Annotated in this window: 19 protein-coding genes; 10 read left to right on the forward strand and 9 right to left on the reverse strand. The window is 71.2% G+C overall.

What is annotated here, in order from left to right:
• Positions 1-2: 2 nt before the first annotated feature.
• From AB0G04_RS34485 to AB0G04_RS34495, 3 genes are read left to right on the forward strand one after another with little or no spacing between them, the layout of a single operon-like run.
• Positions 3-953 carry an aliphatic sulfonate ABC transporter substrate-binding protein gene (locus tag AB0G04_RS34485; protein WP_360991606.1) on the forward strand — a complete coding sequence of 317 codons (951 nt, stop codon included), beginning with the start codon at positions 3-5 and terminating at the stop codon, positions 951-953.
• A complete protein-coding gene (locus tag AB0G04_RS34490) occupies positions 950-1,771 on the forward strand; it encodes an ABC transporter permease (RefSeq protein ID WP_360991608.1) in 822 nt (273 codons plus the stop codon). Before AB0G04_RS34485 ends, AB0G04_RS34490 begins: the two co-directional genes overlap by 4 nt.
• Positions 1,744-2,460 carry an ABC transporter ATP-binding protein gene (locus AB0G04_RS34495; RefSeq protein ID WP_360991611.1) on the forward strand — a complete coding sequence of 239 codons (717 nt, stop codon included), beginning with the start codon at positions 1,744-1,746 and terminating at the stop codon, positions 2,458-2,460. Before AB0G04_RS34490 ends, AB0G04_RS34495 begins: the two co-directional genes overlap by 28 nt.
• A 64-nt stretch (positions 2,461-2,524) precedes the next feature.
• Here the strand turns inward: AB0G04_RS34495 and AB0G04_RS34500 are convergent, their stop codons facing one another.
• From AB0G04_RS34500 to AB0G04_RS34515, 4 genes are all read right to left on the reverse strand, one after another.
• Entirely contained in the window at positions 2,525-2,848 is a 324-nt protein-coding gene (locus tag AB0G04_RS34500; RefSeq protein ID WP_360991614.1) for a hypothetical protein, read from the reverse strand.
• 28 nt (positions 2,849-2,876) lie between these two features.
• Entirely contained in the window at positions 2,877-3,497 is a 621-nt protein-coding gene (locus AB0G04_RS34505) for a hypothetical protein (RefSeq protein ID WP_360991617.1), read from the reverse strand.
• 130 nt (positions 3,498-3,627) lie between these two features.
• On the reverse strand, positions 3,628-5,010 hold the full coding sequence (locus AB0G04_RS34510) for a S28 family serine protease (protein WP_360991619.1): 1,383 nt from the start codon (positions 5,008-5,010) through the stop codon (positions 3,628-3,630).
• 53 nt (positions 5,011-5,063) lie between these two features.
• The gene (locus AB0G04_RS34515; protein ID WP_360991621.1) at positions 5,064-5,276 is read right to left on the reverse strand and encodes a hypothetical protein; all 213 of its coding nucleotides are present in this window, start codon (positions 5,274-5,276) and stop codon (positions 5,064-5,066) included.
• Between the two features lie 217 nt (positions 5,277-5,493).
• Between AB0G04_RS34515 and AB0G04_RS34520 the strand changes: the two genes are divergently transcribed.
• On the forward strand, positions 5,494-6,537 hold the full coding sequence (locus AB0G04_RS34520) for an NAD(P)-dependent alcohol dehydrogenase (protein WP_360991660.1): 1,044 nt from the start codon (positions 5,494-5,496) through the stop codon (positions 6,535-6,537).
• Between the two features lie 62 nt (positions 6,538-6,599).
• Here the strand turns inward: AB0G04_RS34520 and AB0G04_RS34525 are convergent, their stop codons facing one another.
• The 5 genes from AB0G04_RS34525 to AB0G04_RS34545 all read right to left on the reverse strand — a co-directional run bounded on the left by AB0G04_RS34525 (position 6,600) and on the right by AB0G04_RS34545 (position 9,317).
• Complete coding sequence (locus AB0G04_RS34525) at positions 6,600-7,307, reverse strand: cation transporter (RefSeq protein WP_360991624.1); 708 nt, start codon at positions 7,305-7,307, stop codon at positions 6,600-6,602.
• Positions 7,307-7,636, reverse strand: a complete 330-nt coding sequence (locus AB0G04_RS34530; RefSeq protein ID WP_360991627.1) for a metalloregulator ArsR/SmtB family transcription factor — start codon at positions 7,634-7,636, stop codon at positions 7,307-7,309. Before AB0G04_RS34530 ends, AB0G04_RS34525 begins: the two co-directional genes overlap by 1 nt.
• 81 nt (positions 7,637-7,717) lie before the next feature.
• Positions 7,718-7,912: a hypothetical protein gene (locus AB0G04_RS34535; protein WP_360991629.1), complete on the reverse strand. Its 195-nt coding sequence runs from the start codon at positions 7,910-7,912 to the stop codon at positions 7,718-7,720.
• A gap of 644 nt (positions 7,913-8,556) precedes the next feature.
• Complete coding sequence (locus AB0G04_RS34540; protein WP_360991631.1) at positions 8,557-9,198, reverse strand: DsbA family oxidoreductase; 642 nt, start codon at positions 9,196-9,198, stop codon at positions 8,557-8,559.
• Positions 9,195-9,317 carry a hypothetical protein gene (locus AB0G04_RS34545; RefSeq protein ID WP_360991634.1) on the reverse strand — a complete coding sequence of 41 codons (123 nt, stop codon included), beginning with the start codon at positions 9,315-9,317 and terminating at the stop codon, positions 9,195-9,197. The genes AB0G04_RS34540 and AB0G04_RS34545 overlap by 4 nt, the downstream gene beginning before the upstream one ends.
• 91 nt (positions 9,318-9,408) lie before the next feature.
• On the opposite strand from AB0G04_RS34545, the gene AB0G04_RS34550 reads away from it, so the two are divergent.
• The 6 genes from AB0G04_RS34550 to AB0G04_RS34575 all read left to right on the forward strand — a co-directional run bounded on the left by AB0G04_RS34550 (position 9,409) and on the right by AB0G04_RS34575 (position 23,113).
• Positions 9,409-10,023, forward strand: coding sequence for a helix-turn-helix domain-containing protein (locus AB0G04_RS34550; RefSeq protein ID WP_360991637.1), 615 nt, complete (start codon positions 9,409-9,411; stop codon positions 10,021-10,023).
• 153 nt (positions 10,024-10,176) lie between these two features.
• Positions 10,177-10,947: a class I SAM-dependent methyltransferase gene (locus AB0G04_RS34555; protein WP_360991639.1), complete on the forward strand. Its 771-nt coding sequence runs from the start codon at positions 10,177-10,179 to the stop codon at positions 10,945-10,947.
• 386 nt (positions 10,948-11,333) lie between these two features.
• The gene (locus AB0G04_RS34560) at positions 11,334-12,578 is read left to right on the forward strand and encodes a cytochrome P450 (protein ID WP_360991642.1); all 1,245 of its coding nucleotides are present in this window, start codon (positions 11,334-11,336) and stop codon (positions 12,576-12,578) included.
• A 155-nt stretch (positions 12,579-12,733) separates the two neighbouring features.
• Complete coding sequence (locus AB0G04_RS34565) at positions 12,734-13,498, forward strand: ABC transporter ATP-binding protein (protein WP_360991644.1); 765 nt, start codon at positions 12,734-12,736, stop codon at positions 13,496-13,498.
• Complete coding sequence (locus tag AB0G04_RS34570) at positions 13,483-15,351, forward strand: hypothetical protein (protein WP_360991647.1); 1,869 nt, start codon at positions 13,483-13,485, stop codon at positions 15,349-15,351. Before AB0G04_RS34565 ends, AB0G04_RS34570 begins: the two co-directional genes overlap by 16 nt.
• 199 nt (positions 15,352-15,550) lie before the next feature.
• Entirely contained in the window at positions 15,551-23,113 is a 7,563-nt protein-coding gene (locus AB0G04_RS34575; RefSeq protein WP_360991649.1) for a type I polyketide synthase, read from the forward strand.
• The last annotated feature ends 23 nt before the right edge of the window (positions 23,114-23,136 follow it).

Here is a 23,136-nt window from a genome sequence, read left to right on the forward strand (position 1 = left end):
CAATGCCTGCTTCTCGTCGAAGTCTTCTGATCGGCTCGCTCGGTGCCGCGTTTCTCGCCGGTTGCGGGGATGCCGATTCCGGCGCGGGCACCGGCGGTGCGGCCGGCAAGTTGCGCATCGGATATCAGCGCTTCGGCGGCCTGAGCCTGGCGAAGGTGCGCAACGACGCGCCGGACGCGGCCTGGTCGCTCTTCGAGAGCGGCCCGGCGCTGACCGAGGCACTCAAGGCCGGGGCGATCGACATCGGCCAGACCGGCGAGGCGCCGCCGATCTTCGCGGCCGCCGGCAAGATCGATTTCCGGATCATCGGTACGAGTGAGCCCGTCCCGCAGGGTGAGGCGGTCCTGGTCAAGGCCGCCAAGGGCTACAAGACGTTCGCCGACCTCAAGGGTAAGACCGTGGCCCTCAACAAGGGCTCCAACGTCAACTGGCTGCTCGTGAAACTGCTCGAGCAGGCCGGGCTGTCCATCACCGACATCAATGTGAAATACCTGAAGCCCGCCGAGGGCCGGCCCGCCTTCGACTCCGACCAGGTCGACGCCTGGATCATCTGGGACCCGTATTTCGCGCTCGCCGAGCAGCCCGGCGTGCGGGTGCTCGCCGACGCCACCGGCCTGGCCAACAACCGCGAATACCTCCTCGCCGCCCCGGACGCGGTCACCGGCAAGGCCGAACTGATCCGCGACTTCCTCAAGAAGTACCGCGCCACCACCGACTGGGGCATCGCCAACGCGGCCGAACGCGCGAAGATCCTCTCGCCCGAGCTGAAGATCGACGAACCCACCACCACCCGGGCGCTGGCGCGCAGCGCCAAACCGCTCGCCCCGATCACCCCGGCCATCGGCGACGAACTGCAGACCATCGCCGACGGGTTCACCAAGCTCGGGCTCATCCCCGGCTCGGTGAACATCAAGGAGCGCGTCGACGAGACGTTCAACGAGGCGTTCCTGTGACGACGACCGCCCTGAAGCAGGTCGCGGCGTCGCCGGCCCGCGCCCCGGCCCGCCGCCGTGGCCCCCGCCGCTGGTATCGGCTCGTGAGCCCGCTGGCCCTGTTCGCGGCATGGGAGGTGACCTCCCGTACCGGCCTGCTGCCCGAGGAGAAGGTGCCGGCCCCCAGCCTCGTCGCACAGACCGGCTGGCGGCTGGCCACCGACGGCGAACTGACCACCCACCTGCTCGACTCGCTGACCCGCGCGCTGATCGGCCTGGGCATCGGCGGCAGCCTGGCCGTGGTTCTCGCCGCCACGGCCGCGCTGCTGCGCCTCGGCGACAACGCCATCGACCCGCCGGTGCAGATGGCCCGCATGCTGCCGCACCTCGGTCTCGTCCCGCTGCTGATCATCTGGGTCGGCATCGGTGAAGAGCTCAAGATCAGTCTGGTGGCGCTCGGTGCCTTCTTCCCGCTCTACTTCAACACGTACGCCGGCATCCGCGACATCGACCAGCGGCTCGTCGAAGCCGCCAAGACGTGCGGGCTCAACCAGTGGCAGCGGCTGCGTCACGTGGTGCTGCCCGGAGCGCTGCCGTCGCTCTTCCTCGGCCTGCGCCTGGCCATCGGCGCCGGCTGGCTCAGCCTGGTCGTCGGTGAACAGGTCAACGCCCAGACCGGCATCGGCTTCCTGATGATGGAGGCCCGCGAGTTCGCCCAGACCGACGTCGTCGTGTTCGGACTGCTCGTCTACGCCCTGCTGGGGCTGCTCTCGGACACACTCATCCGCATCGCGGAACGGAGGACACTGGCGTGGCGACGCGGCCTGCAAGCGACCTGACCGTCAGGGTGACCGGCCTGCGCCGGACCTTCGGCGACACCGTCGTCCTCGACGGAGCCGACCTGACGGTCGGGCGGGGCGAGGTGGTCGCCCTGCTCGGCGGCAGCGGTTCCGGCAAAAGTACGCTGCTGCGCGCGCTCGCCGGTCTCGACCCGGACGCCACCGGCAGCATCGAGGTGCCCGACCACTACGGCGTGGTCTTCCAGGAGCACCGCCTGCTGCCGTGGAAGCGCGTCGCCGGAAACGTGGCCCTCGGCCTGACCGGCGGCGACGTCCGCGCCCGGGCCGTCGAGGCGCTCACCGAGGTCGGCCTCGGCGACCGCGGCGACGCCTGGCCGGCCGAACTGTCCGGCGGGCAGGCCCAGCGTGTCGCGGTCGCCCGCGCGCTGGTCCGCGAGCCGGAACTGCTGCTGCTCGACGAGCCGTTCGGTGCCCTCGACGCGCTCACCCGGCTGCGGATGCAGCAGCTGCTGGAACGACTGCGGCAGCGGCACGGGTTCGCCGCCCTGCTGGTCACCCACGACGTCGACGAGGCTCTGCTGCTCGCCGACCGGGCCCTGATCCTGGAGGGTGGCCGCATCGCCGAGGAGATCCCGGTGGTGCTGCCGAGGCCACGCCACCAGGACGATCCCGGCTTCGGGGGCCTGCGCCGCCACCTGCTCGACCGGCTGGGGGTCCCGGCCGGCTGACACCTTGCGTCCGGTCCCAGCCGGGTGCGCCGTCCTACGTCCGGTCCGGGCCCGGTGCGCCGTCCTACTTCCGGTCCCAGGTGGGTGCGTCGTCGCCGTAATGGACGATCCCGGCGGGCGGGTCGTCGTAGTCGGCATCGTGGCCGACGTTCCGGTGGGCCGGCACGAACGGCGCCCGGACCGGGTGCCCGAGCGCGAGGGTCGCGTGGACCTGCGCGAGCTGGGTGGTGGCGGTCAGCATCGCCAGGTCCGCGCCGGGAACGTACGGCTCCTCGGAGTGGTCGTCCTCGTTGATGTTGGTCTGGTAGTCGACCAGGCAGATCTGGTAGAGCCGCTCGGCTTCGGCGACGAGTTCCCCGGCGCGGGCGGCATGCTCCTCAGGCGTCATGCCGATCATGATGGCAGGTCACGGGCGGTCATTGGTCGAACCAGACGACGAGGCGGCAGTTCTCGTCGCCGTGCAGACGGCCCAGAATCGCCATCACCTCCCACACAGGAGTCCACTCGCCGGCGGCCGGCACGGCATCGCGGCGGGTCATTCGTACGGCCCGGAACTGGACGTCGCCCTTCGTCCAGACGGTGCCGTCCGGGTACGGCTCGGACGGTGTACCCGGTCGCGTCTCCGGGATTCCCTGCACCTCGAAGGCCTCCCGCGACCAGGCGGCCTTGCTTTCGAAGGTCCACTGCCCGCCGGCGCGTCGCTCGTAGCGGTGCAGCCGGGTGTCGGCGTGCTCGGCGGGTTCGCTCCAGTCGATGCGCCGGATCTCGTCCCCGCCGATCCAAGTCGGCCACAGGGCGTCGTCCTCGAACTCGTCGAAGGACTTCCGGGTCTGCTCGGCGGCGTCCGGGGGCAGTCCCCGGCCGGCGGCCACGGGCCGGAAGCCGGCGTAGTTCCGGACGCCGAACAGGCAGGCGAACGAGTCGTAGTCCCGGCCCCGGTACAGGTCGAACAGGTCCACGGCCGTGGTCCATCCGCCGCCGTCCGGCCCGCTCGGCCGCCGCCTGATCTCGATGTACCCGTTGATATCGGTGCCCACGGTCGGCGAGCATGCCATCCCGGGGGCCGTCCGGTCATCAGGGTTTCCGGGCCGGCCGGCGTATCCGGGGCGCGGCCGGTCGCCGGGTTTCCGGGCCAGCCCGCGTGTCCGCGGACCGGCCCGGTCACGCCTACTTGCGGTCGATCCGGCGGCGGTCGGCGAGCATGTCGTCAAGCGGTACGTCCGACGCCGACAGCGTGGCGACCGCGGGCGCGTCCGCCCAGCGGCGCAGCATGGCCGTCGCCGCGGCCGAGTCCGCCGGGCTCAGCCGGGAGATGTTCGCGCCGTGGTTGGCGCCCGGTGCCACGTAGACGGCCGAGTCGCGCCGGCTCGGAGTGAACTGCTCGGCACCCCACGGGTCGTTCTCGCCGTAGACGAACAGCATCCGCTGGGACGCCGTCCGTACCCAGAAGTCGATGTCGACCATCGGCAGCGGGTTGTGGTGGCGGCGCAGCTCGGCCGGCAGCGAGGAGTTCGCCGTGTAGAGGCCCGGGTACTCGCGCAGCCCGCGCAGGTGCTCGAACTTCAGGCTCGGCCAGCCCAGCTGCGTCGCTGCCTGGAAGTAGTACGGGAAGTAGTACTCCAGCGACTGGTCGGTGTAGAACATCCAGCCGGCCACGTTGTCGACCCAGCCGTAGATCTCGTCGTCGGTGGCCGTCGCCGCGACCGGGACCGACGCGCAGTCGGCCTCCGAGCTGTACTGCCAGAACGCCCACACCGCGTCCAGGACCGTCATCTCGAACGACCGGTCGGCGGTGCCGATGGTCCGCTCGAACGTCCGGCCCTGCGCCGCGGCGTCGGCGGCCACCCGCGGCACCAGCCGGTCCCGGCGGCGCAGCGCCTCCGCCTGCACGTTGTCGAGGGCGGTACGGCACTCGGCCGTACCCACGGTGTCGAAGAACCGGTCGTATGCCCGGTCGGCGGGGTTCACCACGTCGTTCGGCGCCACGTAGGCGACCACGCCGTCCACGTCGCCGGGGTAGAACCGCCGGTGGTAGACCGAGGTCATGCCACCCTTGCTGGCGCCCGTCTGGATCCAGCGTCCGTCGTAGACGGTCTTGAAAGCCGAGACGATCCGGTGCTCGTCGGTCGCCTCCTGCCAGATCGTCAGATCCGACCAGTCGGCGTCGGCCGGCCGTGACGGGGTGAAGAATCGGTGCTCGACCGAGAGCTGGTTGGCGTTCAGCAGCGCGGTCGGCTCGGTCTGGGTCGGGCGCGGGGTGGCGGCCAGGCCGTACCCGTTGGTGTAGAGCACCACCGGACCCGCCTCCGACCGGTGCAGCAGCGTGAGCCGCTGCTCGAAGGTGCCCGCCCGGGGGTGCCGGTGGTCGGCCGGCTGCCGGTAGTTCAGGACGAAGAACCGGTAGCCGGTGCCCTGGGTCTCAGAGACGACGGTCAGTCCGGGAATGGCGGCCAGCTGATCGAGCAGCGGGTCGGCGGCGGCGCGAGCGGCCGCGGCTGGCGAGAGGGTAACCAGCAGGGAACAGAGAACTGCCACGATGCGAAGTCTCACGCCCGCCACCATATCGACGTACGGCGATCAGCGAAGCCCCGCCGGGTCCGGCGTCAGCTGGCGGCGGAGTTGTCCGGGCAGTCCCAGCCGGCCCGCATCAGGTCGGACACCGGGACGATCGTGCCGTCCTCGACGACGAGGACCACGTTGCCGGTGGTATGACCGCCCTCGGCGGCCGCGCTGTTCAGGGGTGTGTTCAGGACCGCCACCGAGCCGGCCATCGCGAGTGCCGCCGCGGCCAGCGACAGGATGGTTCTCACCTGCATGGAACTTCCTCTCACCGGTGGGACGTGCGGCACCCGACATTCTCCTCCATCGTGTCGAGGCCGTCGATGTCTCGGGCCCGGCCGGTCGGGCCCGAAGGGCGCCCTGCTGAGACAGGTACCACTGGTATCCCCTTCAACGGTGGCGGGCGAAACGCGGATCAGGTTTGCTGGTACGTGATCAAGTTATGGAAAACGCCAGCCTGAACGGAGAAGTGCCATCCTCACCGTCAACGCCATCGCCGCGACCTCAGCCACCGATCCGCTCGTCCGCACCACGGTCGAGCGGCGTGACCTGGGCCCGCGCGACATCCTGATCGAGATCAGCTACGCCGGCATCTGCCATTCCGACATTCACACGGTTCGCGGTGAATGGGGTGAGGTGCCCTATCCGCTGACCGTCGGGCACGAGATCGTGGGACACGTCCGGGAGGTCGGGAACGCGGTCACCCGGCATGCGCTCGGTGACCGGGTCGGGGTCGGCTGCATGGTCAACTCGTGCCGTGACTGCGACAACTGCAAGGCCGGCTACGAGCAGTACTGCCTCCAGGGCAACGTCGGCACGTACGCGAGTGCCGACCGGGACGGCACCGTCACGCAGGGCGGTTACTCGACACACATCGTCGTCGACGAGGACTTCGTGCTGCGCGTGCCGGAGAGCATTCCGCACCACGCGGCCGCGCCGCTGCTGTGTGCCGGTATCACCACGTACTCGCCTCTGGCGCACTGGAAGGCGGGCCCCGGCAAGAGGGTCGCCGTGGTCGGCATGGGCGGTCTCGGGCACATGGGTGTGAAGATCGCGGTGGCGATGGGCGCCGAGGTGACCGTGCTGTCGCAGACGCTCGGCAAGAAGGACGACGGTCTGGCCTTCGGAGCCGCGCACTACTACGCGACCAGCGACCCGGCGACGTTCGAGACGCTTCGCAACACGTTCGACCTGATCATCAACACGGTGAGTGTGCCGGTCGACATGAAGGCCTACCTGTCGCTGCTGCGGCTGGACGGCACGCTCGTCAGCGTGGGTGCGCCGCCGGAGCCGCTGCCGGTGGAGGTGTTCACGCTGTTCAACAACCGGCGTTCGTTCGCCGGGTCGTCGATCGGCGGCATCGCCGAGACCCAGGAGATGCTCGACTTCTGCGCCGAGAACGGCATCGCACCGGAGGTCGAGGTGATCGGTGCGGACGCGGTCAACAAGGCGTACGAGCGGGTGCTGAAGTCCGACGTCCGCTACCGCTTCGTCATCGACGTCGACTCGCTGCGCTGACCGGTGGCCGCGGGCACCTGGGCCACCGGTTGCCCGCGGCCACGCTCGGGCCGCGGTGCGCATCAGCCGTCGCAGCCGCATCCTGACGGACCGGCGCAGCTGTCTTCTCGCGGTCCCGCGGCGGCCGTCGCCGGGGTGCAGCAGGCGTCGCCCCGCCAGGCCTCCCGGCCCTCCTTGACCGCCACCGCGGCGATGATCAGGGCGGCGACCGGGTCGGCCCAGGCCCATCCGAACAGGCTGTTGACCGCAAGACCGAGGAGCAGCACCCCGCTGAGGTACGTACAGAGCAGCGTCTGCTTCGAGTCGGCGACGGCCGATCGTGACCCGAGTTCGCGTCCGGCGCGCCGCTGTGCCCGGGACAGGACGGGCATCACCGCGAGCGAGGCGGCGGCCAGCACGAGCCCGATCGTGGAGTGTTCGGCCTCGGCACCGCCGGACAGTGCCCGCACCGATGCGATGCCGACGTAGGCGGCCAGTGCGAAGAACGAGACCGCGATGACCCGCAGTGCCGCCTTTTCCCGGCGTTCCGGGTCGGCCCCGGAGAACTGCCAGGCGACGGCCGCAGCCGAGGACACCTCGATGACCGAGTCCAGCCCGAATCCGATCAGCGCGGTCGACGACGCGATCGTGCCCGCGGTGATCGCGACGATCGCCTCGATCACGTTGTAGGTGATCGTCGCGGCCACCAGCAGCCGGATCCGACGGTTGAGCAGCGCCCGTCGCTGCGGGGTGGGCCCGGTTGCGGTGATCGGGATGAGCGGGCCGATCATCAGCAGCACCCTTCGGCGGCCGACTCGGCGCAGACCGCCGGGTCGACGGCGAGCACCACGCCGAGCAGGTCACCAAGCGCGTGCGCGAGCTGTGCGTCGGCAAGTTCGTAACGCACCCGGCGCCCCTCGGGCACGGCCACCACCAGCCCGCAGCCGCGCAGGCAGGCGAGATGGTTGGAGAGTTTCTGCCGGGTGCAGCCGAGCAGCCCGGCGAGTTCGGCGGGGTAGCCGGGGCCGTCGCGCAGCGCGAGCAGCAGCCGGGCCCGTGTCGGGTCGGACAGGGCATGACCGAATCGCGCCAGCACTGATCCGTGCGTCAGAAGCTCCACGGCCGAATAGTACAGCCAAACCTGTACCGTTGTGGTACCCGACGGAGCGAAGATCCTCCGGGAGCGAGAGGCCGACCCGGGTCAGCGGTCCTTGAAGTACGCGAACAGATGCTTCTCCCGGATCCGGAAAGTGGCCAGCACCGCCCCGATCAGTGCGGCGGCCCCGGCCGCGGCAGGGCCGCGGATGTCGATGAGATAGATGTCCACGGCGTCGGCCGCACCCATCAGCTGGACCCCCACCAGCAGGGCCGACGCCGACAGCAGGCAGGCGAACAAGCCGGAAAGGGCTTGCCGTCACCCGGCTGCATGGCGGCAACGGACTGCCGCGGTGCACGTGCGGCGGACGGGGCGGCGAAACCGTCCATGCCGGACAGCGTCCCGACTCCGCCGGGGCCTGAGGCTCTTCCGGAGAAGTACGGGGCGGCGGGTCCGCCTCGAGAACGGATTGCACCGACCGGAAGCCCGCGTCCGCGAAAGCCTGCAGCAGTGCTCGCCGCTGGGCCGGCGTCAGTCCCGCGGCGGCGGCGATCCCCACCGCGGCACTCTGGACGCGGCCGGAGATGGTCAATACTCTCCCGGAATCCTCGCCCTGCAGGCCGAGGCTGCGCACGGTGCCGAGCGCGGGGTTGTACACGGCGGTGCGTACGGCAGCCGGCATCGGCACGTCGCTGATCGCCCTGTTCGCCCCCCGGCGCTCCGGGCTGGGCCGGGCCGACTGCGCGAATCGTCTCCAGCTGTCGAGGTCCGTGGCGCGGACCTCCTGCAGGAAAGCCTCGACGTGCTCGCCGTTCACCCCGAACTTGTGCATCGTCGATCCACCTCTCCTGTTCCGCCCCGGCCGCCCCGTGCCGTCCCTGCATGACGGACCGCCCGGCGGCGCTCCTGACCGGCGGGTCCATCGGCAGCCGTGGGCGCGGGGGTCAGGCTTCGGCGTGGACCTTGCGCAGGGCGCCGAGGAAGTCGTCGGCTGACCGGGCCCCGGAGATGCCGTACTTCTCGTTGAGGAGGAAGAACGGGACGCCTGAGATGCCGAGTTTGCGCGCCGTGCTGATGTCGGCGTCGACCTCGGCGCCGTACTTGGTGCCGCGCACCACGTCGCCGGCCTCGTCGGCGGGGACGCCGATCTCGGTGGCGAGCCTGATCAGGGTGTCCGGGTCGTCGACCACCGCGGCGTCGGACAGGTGCGCCTTGAGCAGTGCCTCGTGCATCTCGGTGCCGAGGCCGTGCTGGCCGGCGAGGTGGGCCACCCGATGAGCGTCGCGGGTGTTGACCGAGATGGCGTTGCCCAGGTCGTAGGTGAGGCCCTCGGCCTCGGCGAGCTGGGTTACCTGGTGGGTCATGGCCCGGACCTGGGAGGCGGGTGCGCCGATCTTCTTGGCCAGCATCTCGTGGACCGGCTCGCGGTGGCCCGCGGGGATGGTCGGGTCGAGCTGGAAGCTGTGCCAGGTGACGGTGACGTCGCCGGCGTGCTCGAAGCGGTCGAGGGCGGTCTCGAGGCGGCGCTTGCCGATGTAGCACCACGGGCAGACCACGTCGGACCAGACGTCGATGCGGATGCTCACAGGCACACTCCGTTCTCGCAGACCGGGGCGTCCTCGGAGCCCTCGAGCATGATCAACTGCGGCAGCTCGTCCAGGGGGAGCTCCTCGTCGACGGTCTGCTCGGCCGGCGTCTCCGTCATGGCCGTACCTCCGGGTATCCTGACCTGGCGGTCAACTTATGCCGGCCACGGTAGCAGACATGTTGACCACGGGGTCAAGTTATGGAGGGGCATGCGCGCGGACGCTCAACGCAATGCCGCCAAGCTGCGTGCCGCGGCGGCCGGGCTCTTCCAGGAGCAGGGGCTACAGGTCTCGCTCAAGGAGATCGCCCGCCGGGCCGGGGTCAGTCACGGCACCCTCTACAACCTGTTCGGGTCGCGGGAGGCGCTGCTCGACGAGGTGGTCGCCGATCTCGCCGCCGCCCGGCTCGGTGCCGCCGCTCGCCGTGCGCTGTCCTGCCCGGACGCGTGGGAGGGCTTCGCCGGTTACGTGAGCGAGGTCTGCGAGCTGCAGGCCGTCGACCCGGCGATGGGGGATGTGCTGACCCGCCGGTTCCCGGACGCGAGCCGGCTCATGGCGGTCTGTGACAACTCGTTCACCGCCGCCGAGTCCATCATCGAGCGGGCCCGGCTCGACGGCTCCCTGCGTGCCGACTTCACCGCCTCCGATCTGCTGTTCTTCTTCGCCTCGCACGCGCCCCTGGCCCGCGCCGCCGCGTCGGCCGGATCGGATGCCTGGCGGCGCGGGGTGGCGTTCATGCTCGACGGTCTGCGGACCGCGGCCGCGACGCCGGTCCCCGCCGGGCCGATGTCGGTGGAGCAGATCAACCGGTTGCTGGTTCCCTGAACCGGCCCACCGGACCCGGCGGCCGGCGGGTCCGCCCAGGTCACGCCCGGTCGCGGCGGCGTCGGCAGGGGTGATCGGGGCAGCCGGTACCGCGGCGGAACAGACCCCACAGTTGCGTGCGGACACGGTCGGGCCTGTGTCAAGATGCCGGACATGTCGGGTCGTGCGGTGAGTTTCGGAGCGGTGGCGGAGACGTACGAGAGGTTCCGGCTCGGATATCCCGACGAACTGATCGACCTGGTGATGGCCTACGCGGACCGGCCGATCCGAACGGCGCTGGAGATCGGCGCCGGAACGGGCAAGGCGACCCGCCTGTTCGCACGGCCCCCCATCGCCGTAACCGCGACCGACCCCGACGAGAACATGCTCGTTGAGCTGCGCAAACATGTGCCCGCTCAGGTGCGGGCGGTCCGGGCTGCCTTCGAGGACCTCACCCCTGGCACGAGCTACGACCTGGTGTACGCCGCGGCGGCGCTGCACTGGACGAAGCCGGAGGGCCGCTGGTCGCGAATGGCGGGCCTGATGGCGCCGGGCGGCGTCCTCGCCTCGTTCGGTGCACCGGTCCGGCTGTCCGACCCGGCGGTGGCGGAGGCCGTCCACGTGGCCCGGGCGCCGTTCCTGGAGACCGACGAGGTGCCGGCGCCGGACGGGACACCGGAGACCGCCGAGATGTGGTGGCCGGGGACGGAGTTGCGGCAGTCCGAGTGGTTCACCGACGTCCGGCAGGTCGTGATCGAGCGCCGCCTGACGATGAGCGCCGCCGGCTTCGTCGGCCACCTCGCCACCATCTCCGCGTACCTGGAACTGCCGCCGGCTGATCGGGAGCTGGTCTTCGACCGTATCGAGGAAGCCCTCCCGCCCACGGTCGGGATCATCGCCGACATCATCGTCCACCTGGCCCGCCGGACGTCGTCGCCACGCTGATCCGGTCGGCCCCGCCGAAGGCGGATCACGCTCCTACGCTCGGACGTCGATGTGGGCCGGAGAGGTCCGCGCCGCCGGCATGCAGTGCATCGTGATCCGGACCACGCCCGGCCGGCAGGCCGCCCTGCGCGCGGCTGATCGCACCGTCCGAGCGCCGGGTCGTGTCCGACGAGTGGTACCGCGTGGGCGGTCCGGGTCGCCCGCTCGGCGCTGCTCATGGGCGCCAGGTTGCGAAAGCCGGCCGGACGATGACGGCGCTCGTAGGCGCCCCGCTCGGTGGTATGTGAACGGACTGGTCCGGCTTCAGGGCGGATTGTGGGGTTCCGGGTAGGGGTGGGTTCCCCCTTACGGTGGCTTGGCGAACCGAGGTCCCTGGGAGAGTAGCGATGACGACACCTCCGGACGCCGGGCTTCGCGCCCGGATGGCGGGCTACTACGACATTCTCAACAAGACCGCAGACGGCGGTGATCTGTACGCCAAGCTGCTCCAGGGGCCCGAGGACCCCTACCCGATCTACGAGAAGATCCGGGCGCTCGGACCGATGTCGCGCAGCGCGTTCGGTGCGTGGGTCACGACCGATCACACGATCGCCAACAAGGTGCTCCGGGACCGCCGGTTCGGGGTACGCCTGGCCGACGGGCAGAAGGTTCCGGAGTTCATGAACTTCGACAACTCGATGCTGGGGCTGGACCCGCCGCACCACGCGCGCCTGCGGAAACTCACCATCCCCGCGCTGAATCCGCGGATGGCCGAGCAGTGGCGGGGCCGGGCCGAGCAGCTGTGCGACGACATGATCGACGAGGTGCTCGCCGGCGGCGGCCAGTTCGACCTGATGACCGAGTTCGCGCAGAAGCTTCCGACCACGGTGATCGCCGATCTGGTCGGTATCCCGGACGAGTTGCGGCCGCGGTTCTCCCGGCTGAGCCGGCGGATCGCGCCGCTGCTGGACGGTGTCGTCTCGTTCCACAAGGTCCGCGGTGTCGACCTGGCGATCGGTGAGCTGACGGAGATGTTCCGCCACATCATCGCGCTGCGCCAGCGCGAGCCGGGGGACGATCTGATCAGCCAGATGCTGCCCGCGGTGGCCGAGGGCAAGCTCTCCATGGACGAACTCGAACCACTGTGCATGTTCCTGCCGCTGGCCGGGTCGGAGACGACGGTCAACCTGATCGGCAACGGTGTCCGCGCGCTGCTGGCCCACCCGGAACAGTGGGAGATGCTCCGTGACGACCCGGGGAGTCACGCCGCCGGGGTGGTCGAGGAGACGCTTCGTTTCGACCCGCCGGTGCAGCAGTACCGCCGGGTGGCCCACCACGAGATCGAACTCGCGGGCGAGGTGCTGCCGGTGGACAGTGAACTGGCGATCCTGGCCGCCGCGGCGAACCGGGATCCGGCGGTCTTCGACGATCCACATCGGTACGACATCACGCGCAAGAGCGCGTCCGGCACGCTGTCGTTCTCCGCGGGCATCCACTACTGCCTGGGCGCGCCGCTGGCGCGGGTCGAGGCGGAGGCGGCGATCCGGGCGCTCGCGACACGACTTCCGCGACTGCGACCGGCGGGCGAACCGCGGCGCCGTGACTCCTTCATCATTCGTGGGCTGCTGCACCTTCCCCTCTCCACAGGGTGACCCTCCGCCGGGGGAAAGCGGCCGATCTTCCAGAAATTTACGCGCTACCGTGCGCGGGGCAAGTCGGGCAAAATGGGCTCGTCGCCCATCTAGTGACACCGAGGGGAATCATGAAGCCAGCGACCACTCAGTACGCCGGATCGGAAAGTCCTGATGTGGAGAATCGGCCGGCGGCACTACGTTTGTCCGGCCTGCGCAAGGAGTTCGGCAACAGCGTAGCGGTTCACCAGGTCGATCTGGTGGTGCCACAGGGTTCCTTCTTCGGGCTGGTCGGGCCCAACGGAGCAGGCAAGACGACCTCGCTGTCGATGGCGGTCGGCCTGCTGCGCCCCGACGCCGGTGAGTCGCAGGTGTTCGGTGTGGACGTATGGTCCGACCCGGTCGAGGCCAAGACGCTGATGGGTGTCCTGCCCGACGGTCTGTCCATGCCGGAGCGCCTCACCGGCCGCGAGCTACTGACGTACATCGGACAGCTGCGTGGCATTGACGCCGCCGTCCTGGCCGGGCGCGTGCAGGAACTGCTCGACGTGATGGAACTCGACGGGGCCGAGCGGACGCTCGTGGTGGACTACTCCACCGGCATGCGCAAGAAGATCGGGCTCGCCACGGCGTTGCTGCACGGTCCGCGGCTGCTGGTGCTGGACGAGCCGTTCGAGGCGGTCGACCCGGTCTCCGCGGCCGCCCTCAAGTCGATCCTCAACGGGTTCGTGGCCGGCGGCGGTTCGGTCGTGCTGTCCAGTCACGTGATGCCGCTGGTCGAGCAGCTGTGCGACACGGTGGCCATCATGGCCCGCGGCCGGGTCGTCGCGGCGGGACCGCTCGACGAGGTGCGCGGCGACACCACGCTGGAGCAGACGTTCGTACGCCTGGTCGACGGCGTCGAGCACACCCGGAAGGGGCTGTCGTGGGTGGCGTCCTGATCCGGATCAAACTCTCGGTCATCAAGAACTCGATGACCGGTGGCCGGGCCGCCTGGATGGTGGTCGGTGCCATTCTCGGGTTGCTGTCGGCGGCCGCCACCATCTGGCTCACCCTCGTCGACATCCCCAACCAGGAGGTCCTCGGCGACCTGCTGGCGTGCGTGTTCGTGATGTGGATGCTCGGCTGGCTGATCGGCCCCCTGTGGGGTGGCTCGGCGGTTCTGCAGGCCGATCACTTCAGTCTGCTGCCGGTGCCCCGGCGCAAGCTCGCGGTCGGGCTGCTGGCCGCGGCCTTCGTCGGGATCACCACCGCGGTGACGGCACTCGCGTTCGTCGCCCTCATCACCTACGGCGCCCGGCAGGGTGTCACCCCGGCCCTGGTCGCGGTGCCGATGGCGGTGCTGCAACTGGTCTTCGTGGTGCTGCTGTCCCGGGTGGCCTACGGGCTGTTCGGAATGGTCGCGGCGTCCCGCGCCGGCGCGGTGATCACCGGTCTGCTGTTCGCGGCGATGCTCGTGCTCACCCAGTCCGGCTGGATGATCGTCGTGGCGATCATGTATTCCGACATCCTCACCACCGGCTTCTCCGTCACCATGACGACCACGCTGCGGGCGATCCCGTCGAGCTGGGGCATCGTGGCGGTCGACGCCGCGGGCCGCGGCGACTGGCTGCTGGTGCTCGCGCCGGCGGTGGGCCTCGCGCTGCTGTGCGGGCTGTTGCTGCTCGTCTGGTCGGTCGAGCTGGGCAATCCACGCCGGGCCCGGGTCACCATCCGCGGCAGCGCCGGGAAGGCGCCCACCGCGGGCGGCGTGCTCGGCGGCTCGACCGGCGCGGTCGTCCGCAAGGAGCTGCGCACCTGGTGGCGCGACCCGCTGCGCACCACGACCGCCATCGTGCCGATCTTCTGGGCGCTGGGTACCGTCCTGCTGCCACTGACCTTCGACGCCCGGATCCTGCTGCCCTGGGCCGGCCCGGCGCTCGCGCTCTTCGCGATCACCTCGGCCTGCAACCTGTACAGCCAGGACGGCACCGCGATCTGGCAGACCCTGGCGATGGGCACCGAACGCGCCGACGTCCGTGGCCGCCAGTGGGCGTACCTCATCGTCTTCGCCCCTCTTTCGATCGCCCTGAGCATCGGCTTCACCTGGTGGAGCGGTTACACCTGGGCGTGGCCCTGGGTCGCCGCCACCGTGCCCGCCCTGCTCGGCGGCGGCGCCGGCCTGATCATCTACTCGTCGGTGTTCGCCATGGTCCCGGGCCCGGACGCGCACAAGCGCCCGAGCAACCCGCTGGAGCGGGCCGACACCACCGGCCAGTCCCAGGTGCTGTTCTGGGTCGGTACGCTCCTCGCCGTACCCGGCCTCGGCGTGGTCTTCCTCGGTGAGCGTCTCGACATGCCGTGGCTGACGTGGGCGGGGCTGCCGGTGAGTCTGCTGATCGGCGTCATCGCCGGCTGGGGGCTCGGTCGCGCGGCGATCACCCGGCTCGTCTCCGACGGCTCCGACATGCTGCACACCCTGCGTTCGGGCCGGGCCGCCGTCAAGCAGACCGCGGCCGCGAAGAAGGGCAGCACGGTGGAGGGCCTGTACTGGGCCTTCGGCGCGATCCTGCTGATCCCGCAGGGCGTGATCCCGCTGGTGTTCATCCTGACCGGCGTGGAGGTCAAGTCCTGGTTCCTGGCCATGTACGTCCCGCCGAGGTGGGGCGTGCCGGTCGCCGTCGTCAGCATCCTCGCCGGCATCTATCTGTTCGCCCGGATTGTCAAGATCAAGATTGACAATCGGGCCGCCGCCCAGCCGAGCGAGGAAGCACCGGCCGAACCGGTCAACGATCACGAGCTCGAATCCGTCTGACCCCCGGCGCAAGGGCGGTGCGGGCATCACCACGATGCCCGCACCGCCCTTTTCGCGTGCCCGGCAGGGCCCGCCGGACGGGGTGAGGGGCTGCCACCGAGCGTAGGGGTTGGCCCGTGATCAGGACATTCATAGTGTTCGGGGTATCCCGCCCGTCGCCGTGACGGTTGCCGTCCGGCGGACCGAATTCGAGGCGCCGATGTCCGAGACAAACAGCACCGGCAACGAGCCCATCGCCGTTGTCGGGCTGGCGTGCCGGTTGCCCGGCGCCACCTCACCCGACGAGTTCTGGCAGCTGCTGTGCGACGGCGTCGATGCCGTCGCACCGGCGCCGCCGGACCGCTGGCCGGCCGGGGAGCCGCGGCCCCGCGGCGGCTTCCTCGACGAGATCGACCGGTTCGACGCCGGCTTCTTCGGCATCGCGCCACGCGAGGCCGCGGCCATGGACCCGCAGCAGCGCCTGGTGCTGGAGCTCAGCTGGGAGGCGCTGGAGCGCGCGGGCATCGCCGCGAAGGATCTGCGGGGCAGCGCGACAGCCGTGTTCGCCGGCGCGACCAGCGGCGACTACGCGACCATCGCGCAGCGCGGCGCCGGCACGCCGATCGGGCAGTACACCACCACCGGCCTCAACCGGGGTGTCATCGCCAACCGGGTGTCGTACGCGTTCCGGTTCACCGGCCCCAGCGTGACCGTCGACGCCGGGCAGGCCTCCTCACTGGTGGCAGTCCACCTGGCCGTGCAGAGCCTGCGCGCGGGTGAGGCCACGGTGGCCCTGGCCGCCGGCGTGCAGCTCAATCTCGCGCCGGAGAGCACCCTGAGCCTCGCCGCGTTCGGTGCGCTCTCACCCGATCAGAGATGCGCGACGTTCGACGCGTCCGCCAACGGCATCGTCCGCGGTGAAGGTGCCGTGGTGCTCGTCCTGAAACCTCTGCGGACGGCGCTGACCGACGGCGACACCGTGCACTGCGTCATCCGTGGCAGTGCCGTGAACCACGACGGCGGTGGCGACAGCCTCGTCACGCCGGTCGAGGAGGCGCAGGCACGGGTGCTGCGGGCGGCGTACCGGCGTAGTGGTGTGGCCCCGGAGCAGGTCCGATACGTCGAACTGCACGGCACCGGTACCGCCCTGGGCGACCCGATCGAGGCCGCCGCGCTCGGCACGGTGCTGGGCGCCGGCCGTACCGCCGAGCCCGTCGCGGTCGGATCGGTGAAGACCAACATCGGCCACCTGGAGGCCGCCGCCGGCATCGCCGGCCTGTTGAAGACCGTCCTGGCGATCAGCCACCGCCGGCTGCCACCGAGCCTGCACTTCACCGCGCCTCCGGCGGCCATCCCGCTGGATCGTCTCGGACTGCGGGTCCAGACCGAACTGGGCGAGTGGCCCGGCGCCGGACCGCTGGTCGCGGGGGTCAGCGCGTTCGGCATGGGCGGCGTCAACTGCCATGTCGTCGTCGAGGAAGGGCCGGACCCGAGCCCGGTGCCCGAGGCGGACGGTACCGAACCGGCGCTGATCCCCTGGATGCTGTCGGCCCGCACCCCCGACGCGCTGCGCGCGCAAGCCGCCCGGCTCGCCGAGGCCGCCGACCCCGGCGTTACCGACACCGCGATCGCCCGCGCGCTGGTGACCACCCGCAACGGGTTCGAACACCGTGCCGCCGTGCTCGGCCGCGACCGCACCGAACTGCTCAGCGGACTCACCGCTCTCGCCGCCGGACTGCCCGCCACCGGTGTCGTCACCGCGACGGCCCGGGCCGGCCGCGTCGCGTTCCTGTTCTCCGGCGAGGGCTCCCAGTGGGCCGGGATGGCGACCGCACTGCTCGACCGCTCGCCGGTGTTCGCGGCCGAGTTCGAGGCCTGCGACCGGGCACTACGCCGGTACGTCGACTGGTCGCTGCTCGATGTGGCCCGCGGCGCCGAAGGGGCGCCACCCGCGGACCGGCTCGACGTCCTGCAGCCGTACCTGTTCGCGGTCCGCGCCGCACTGGCCGCGATGTGGCGCGAGCACGGTGTGGAACCGGAGGCCACCGCGGGCAGCTCGCAGGGCGAGGTCGCCGCCGCGTACGTCGCGGGCGGGCTCACCCTGGACGACGCCTGCCGGGTCATCGCCCTGCGCAGCCGGATCTACGCCAGGCTCGTCGGCCGTGGCGGAATGGTGGCGCTCGCGCTGACCCGCGACGAGGTCCGTGAACTGATCGCCGCCTGGGACGGCCGCATCGAGATCGCCGCCGTGAACGGATCCCGCGCCGTCGTCGTGGCCGGTGACACCGAGGCTCTCGAGGAACTGATCGGGCACTGTGCCGGGCACGACGTCCAGGCCACCCGGGTCCGTGCCGCATGGGCCTCGCACACCGCACAGGTCGACGAGTACGCCGGTGAACTGCTCGAGGCACTGGCCGGGTTGCAGCCACGGACCAGCCGGGTGCCGTTCTGGTCGACGGTCTTCGACCGCTGGCTCGACACCGCCGAACTCGACGCCCGGTACTGGCTCGACAACGTCCGTCGTACGGTCGAACTCGAGTCCGGGGTACGCGGCCTCGCCGCCGCCGGGTTCCGGTTCTTCGTCGAGGTCAGCCCGCACCCGGTGCTGGTGCACAGCGTCCGGGACACCGCGGCCGACGCCGGCCTCGATCTGGTCGCCGTCGGGACGCTGCGCCGTGACGACGGCGACATCGACCGCTTTCTCACCTCCCTCGCCACTCTCGCGGCGGCGGGCGCCGAACCGGACTGGGCCACGGTCCTGGGCACGCCGGCCGGACCACGGGTGGCGCTGCCGACGTACGCGTTCCAGCGCCGCCGGTTCTGGATCACCGAGGAACCCGCCGCCGTCCCCGTGCCGACGGCTCGCCCGGCCGGTGCGACGGTACTGTCCGCGGATCCGTACGCGCTGGTCCGCGCCCACGCCGCGGCGATCCTCGGGCACGCCGACGCGGACGCCGTCGACGGTGACCGGACCTTCAAGAGTCTCGGGTTCGACTCGCTGACCTCGGTCGAGCTGCGTAACCAGCTCGTCACCGCCACCGGGATCACCCTCGCCACCACCGCCCTGTTCGACTATCCGACGCCCCGCCGCCTGGCCGAGCACCTGCGCGACCGCGCCGACGGGGTGGCGGACGGCACCGCCCCGGTGACCGCCACCGTCGTCGCCGGCCACGACCCGATCGCCATCGTCGGCATCGGCTGCCGCTACGCCGGGGACGTCCACAACCCGGCCGACTTCTGGGAGCTGGTGTCGGGCGGCGTCGACGCCGTGACCGGCCTGCCCGGCGACCGTGGCTGGGCGGTCGACCTGCCGTCCGGTGCGGCGGGTGCGTTCCTGGCGGAGGCCGCCGACTTCGACGCTGCCTTCTTCGGCATCTCCCCGCGTGAGGCGCTCGCCATGGACCCGCAGCAGCGGGTGCTTCTGGAGACCGCATGGGAGGCGCTCGAGGACGGCGGACTGGATCCGCGGTCCCTGCGCGGCACTCCGACCGGCGTGTTCGTCGGCGCGATGGCCCAGGAGTACGGCCCGCGCCTGCACGAGGCGTCCGGTGCGGTGGAGGGCCAGGTGCTGACCGGCACCACGATCAGTGTGGCGTCCGGCCGGATCGCCTACACGCTGGGTCTGGAAGGCCCGGCGATGACGGTGGACACGGCCTGCTCGTCGTCACTTGTCGCGTTGCACCTGGCCACGCAGGCGCTGCGTACCGGCGAATGTGATCTCGCCCTGGCCGGCGGGGTGACCGTGATGTCGACGCCGGGCATCTTCACCGAGTTCTCCCGGCAGGGCGGTCTGGCGCCGGACGGACGCTGCAAGGCGTTCGCGGACGCGGCCGACGGCACCGGCTGGGGTGAGGGCGCCGGGCTGCTGGTGCTGGAGCGGCTCTCCGACGCGCAGCGCAACGGCCATCGTGTCCTGGCCGTGCTGAAGGGCAGCGCGGTGAATCAGGACGGTGCGTCCAACGGTCTGACCGCGCCGAACGGTCCGTCGCAGCAGCGGGTGATCCGGCAGGCGCTGGCGAACGCGGGTCTCCGTCCGTCCGATGTGGATGTGGTGGAGGCGCACGGTACGGGTACGCGGCTGGGTGACCCGATCGAGGCGCAGGCGTTGCTGGCGACCTATGGCCAGGACCGGGACGAGCCGTTGTGGCTGGGGTCGGTGAAGTCGAACATCGGGCACACGCAGGCTGCGGCCGGTGTGGCGGGTGTGATCAAGATGGTGATGGCGATGCGGCACGGTGTGCTGCCGGCCACCCTGCACGTCGACGCGCCGTCCGGTCACATCGATTGGGAGTCCGGTGCGGTACGGGTGCTGACCGAGAACCGCGACTGGGACGAGGCCGGCCGGCCGCGCCGTGCCGGGGTGTCGTCGTTCGGGCTGAGCGGCACCAACGCCCACGTGATCCTCGAACAGGCGCCCGATTCCGAGGCTCCGCCCGCGCGAACCGGCGACCATCCGGTGGCCTGGGTGTTCACCGCGAAGACGGCGGCCAGTCTGCATGCTCAGGCGCAGCGCCTCGCGCGCCACGCCGTTCGGGCCGATCCCGCGGAGACCGCCCGGGCGCTCGCCGGGGGCCGGGCGACCCTGGAACATCGTGCTGTCGCGATCGCGGACACGGGTGAGCGGTTCGCCGCCGACCTGACCGAGTTCGCGGTGGTGTCCGGCACGGCCGCCCCGGGTGGTCTGGCGTTCCTGTTCACCGGTCAGGGTGCGCAGCGCATCGGCATGGGTACGGGCCTGGCTGCCCGGTTCCCGGTGTTCGCGGAGGCGTTCGACGCGATCTGTGCCCGCTTCGACCAGCTGCTGGATGTGCCGCTGCGCGAGGCGATCGGCTCCGACGCGATTCACCAGACCGTTTACACGCAGGCCGGCTTGTTCGCGGTCGAGGTCGCCGTCTACCGGCTGCTCGACTCGTGGGGCGTGACCCCCGACTATCTGCTGGGGCATTCGATCGGTGAGATCGCGGCTGCGCACGTCGCTGGAGTCCTCAGCTTGGATGACGCGGTCACGTTGGTCGCTGCCCGTGGCCGGTTGATGCAGGCCCTGCCCGCGGGTGGGGCGATGCTCGCCGTGCAGGCGTCCGAGGCCGACGTCCCGGAAGGTGTGGATATTGCGGCGGTCAACGGGCCGGACGCGATCGTGCTGTCCGGTTCGGTCGAGGCGATCGACGCGGTGGCGCCGGGGTTCGTCAAGGCGACCCGTCTGACGGTCTCCCACGGGTTCCATTCGGTGTTGATGGAGCCGATGCTGGCCGACTTCGCGGCCGTGCTGAACGGTTTGTCGTTCGGGGCGCCGCGGATTCCGATCGTGTCGAATCTGACCGGTGAGCCGGTCGAGGAGTTGACCGCCGAGTACTGGCTGCGGCATGTGCGGGAGGCGGTCCGGTTCGCTGACGGGGTGTCCTGGCTGGCGTCGAACGGTGTGACGCGGTGTGTCGAGGTCGGCCCCTCGGGTGTGCTGTCCGGGATGGCGGCGCTGACCGCGCCGGATCTGACCTACGCGGCGGCGCTGCGCAAGGACCGCGACGAGACCGAGACGGTGCTCCACGCGGCTGCCCGGTTGTTCGTGGAAGGTGTGGCCGTCGACTGGACCGCCGTTCTCGGCCGCGCCGACCGGCTCGTGGACCTTCCCACCTATGCCTTCGACCGTGCGCGCTACTGGCCCGAGCCGCGAGCCGTGCGGCCCGGCATCGAGGGCGACCCGGCGGAGGCCCGGTTCTGGAACGCCGTCGAGTCGGACGACACCGGCTGGGTGACCGGCGCCCTCGGACTCGGCGAGGACACCGGCGTGGCCGCCGTCCTCCCGGCGCTCGCGGCCTGGCGGCGCCAACGGCGCAACGAGTCGGATGCCGGCCGCCGCCGCTACGCCGAGGCGTGGATCCCGGTGCCGGAGCCCACCGACCTCCGGTCCGGCACGTGGCTGCTGATCCTGCCGGACGGCGTCGACTGCGACGACATCGTCGAGGCCCTCCCCACGGCCCGGACCGTGATCGTCGGGGACACCGCCGGCCGGGCCGAGTTCGCCGCACTCCTGAACGCCACCGACGGCACCGGCCCGCTGCACGTGCTGTCACTGCTGGGACTGGACACCACACCGCATCCGGGACAGCCGGACGTTCCCGCCGGTCTCGCGTCGACGGTCGCACTCGTGCAGGCGATCACCGATCTGCCGAGGCCCGCGAAACTCTGGTGCCTGACCCGCAACGCCGTCGCGACGCCCGGTTCCACCGAACCGCTCGACGCCGTCCAGGCCCACCTGTGGGGACTCGGCCGGGTCGCGGCGATGGAGCTGCCGCACCGATGGGGCGGGCTCGTCGACGTTCCGGCTCGGCTCGGCGAGACCGGGCGGCGCCGTCTGGCCGCGATGCTCGGCGCTTCGGACGAGGACCAGTTGGCGATCCGCCCGGCCGGCGTCCTCGCCCGCCGCCTGCGTCGCTCGGCAGTGGTCCCGCCCACCTCCGGTCAGCCGGAACTCACCGGCACGGTGCTGATCACCGGCGGCACCGGGGCGCTCGGGGCCCACGCCGCCCGCTGGCTCGCCGGCCGGGGCGTACCCCACCTTCTTCTGCTCTCCCGGAGGGGCCTGGAAGCGCCCGGCGCGATCGAACTGGTCCACGAACTGACCGGTGCCGGGACCACGGTCACCGTGCTGGCCTGCGACGTGGCCTCGCGGACCGAACTGGCGGCGGCCATCGACGGCATCCCCGCCGAACATCCGCTCACCGGCGTCGTACACACCGCCGGAGTGACCGACGACAGCCCGCTGGAGACGCTCACCCTCGAGCAACTGGCCACCGTACTGCACGCCAAGACACTGCCGGCGGCGCACCTGGACACCCTCACGGCCGGCCTGCCACTGCGAATGTTCGTCCTGTACTCCTCGATGGCCGGCGCGGTCGGCAATCCGGGGCAGTCCAACTATGCCGCCGCCAACAGCTATCTCGACGCACTCGCCGGCGACCGGCATGCCCGCGGGCTCCCCGCGACATCGCTGGCCTGGGGGCCGTGGGCGGACGGAGGACTCGCCGCCGACGCCGCGCTCGCCGGCCGGCACCGGCATCTCGGCCTCTCCCCGCTGGCCGTCGAACCGGCGATGGACGCCTTCGGCGCTGCCGTCGCCGGCGACCGGCCCGCCCTCGTGATCGGTGACGTCGACTGGGCGGCGTTCGTGGCCGGGACCAGCCCGGCCCGGCCCAACCGGCTGCTTGCCGAACTGACCGACCTGCCGGGCGGCGACGCCCCCACGGGCCGGGACTCCTCGGCGGAACAGCTGCAGAGCAGGCTCGTCCAGGCCCCGGCCGTCGAACGCGACAAGATCGTCCTCGAGGTGGTCACGGCCCAGACGGCGGCCGTGCTGCGGCACAGCGGCCGGGGCGGTGTCGATCCCGCGGCGTCCTTCCGGGACCTTGGATTCGACTCCTTGCTCGCCGTCGAACTCCGCAACCGTCTCGGTGCGGCCACCGGGCTCAACCTCCCGGCGACCCTGGTGTTCGATCACCCCACCCCGGCCGTGCTCGCCGCGCACCTCGGGCCGCAGCTCGTCCACGAGCCGGATCGGCCCACCGTGATGAGCGAGATCGACCGGCTGGAGGCGCTGCTGTTCGGTGTCGCGCCGGACGAGAACGAGCGGGACGGCATCACCGCACGCCTGCGTGCACTGAACGACAAATGGAGCCGTACCAACGCCGGGTCCGACCCCGGCGAAAGCCTTGACGCCGGGCTGGACCTGGCAACCGCCGACGAGATGCTCGAGTTGATCCAGCGCGAGTTCGGCAGCCCCACATGATCACCGACCTGATCCAGAACCGC

Source organism: Actinoplanes sp. NPDC023801, assembly GCF_040639655.1.
Lineage (GTDB): Bacteria > Actinomycetota > Actinomycetes > Mycobacteriales > Micromonosporaceae > Actinoplanes.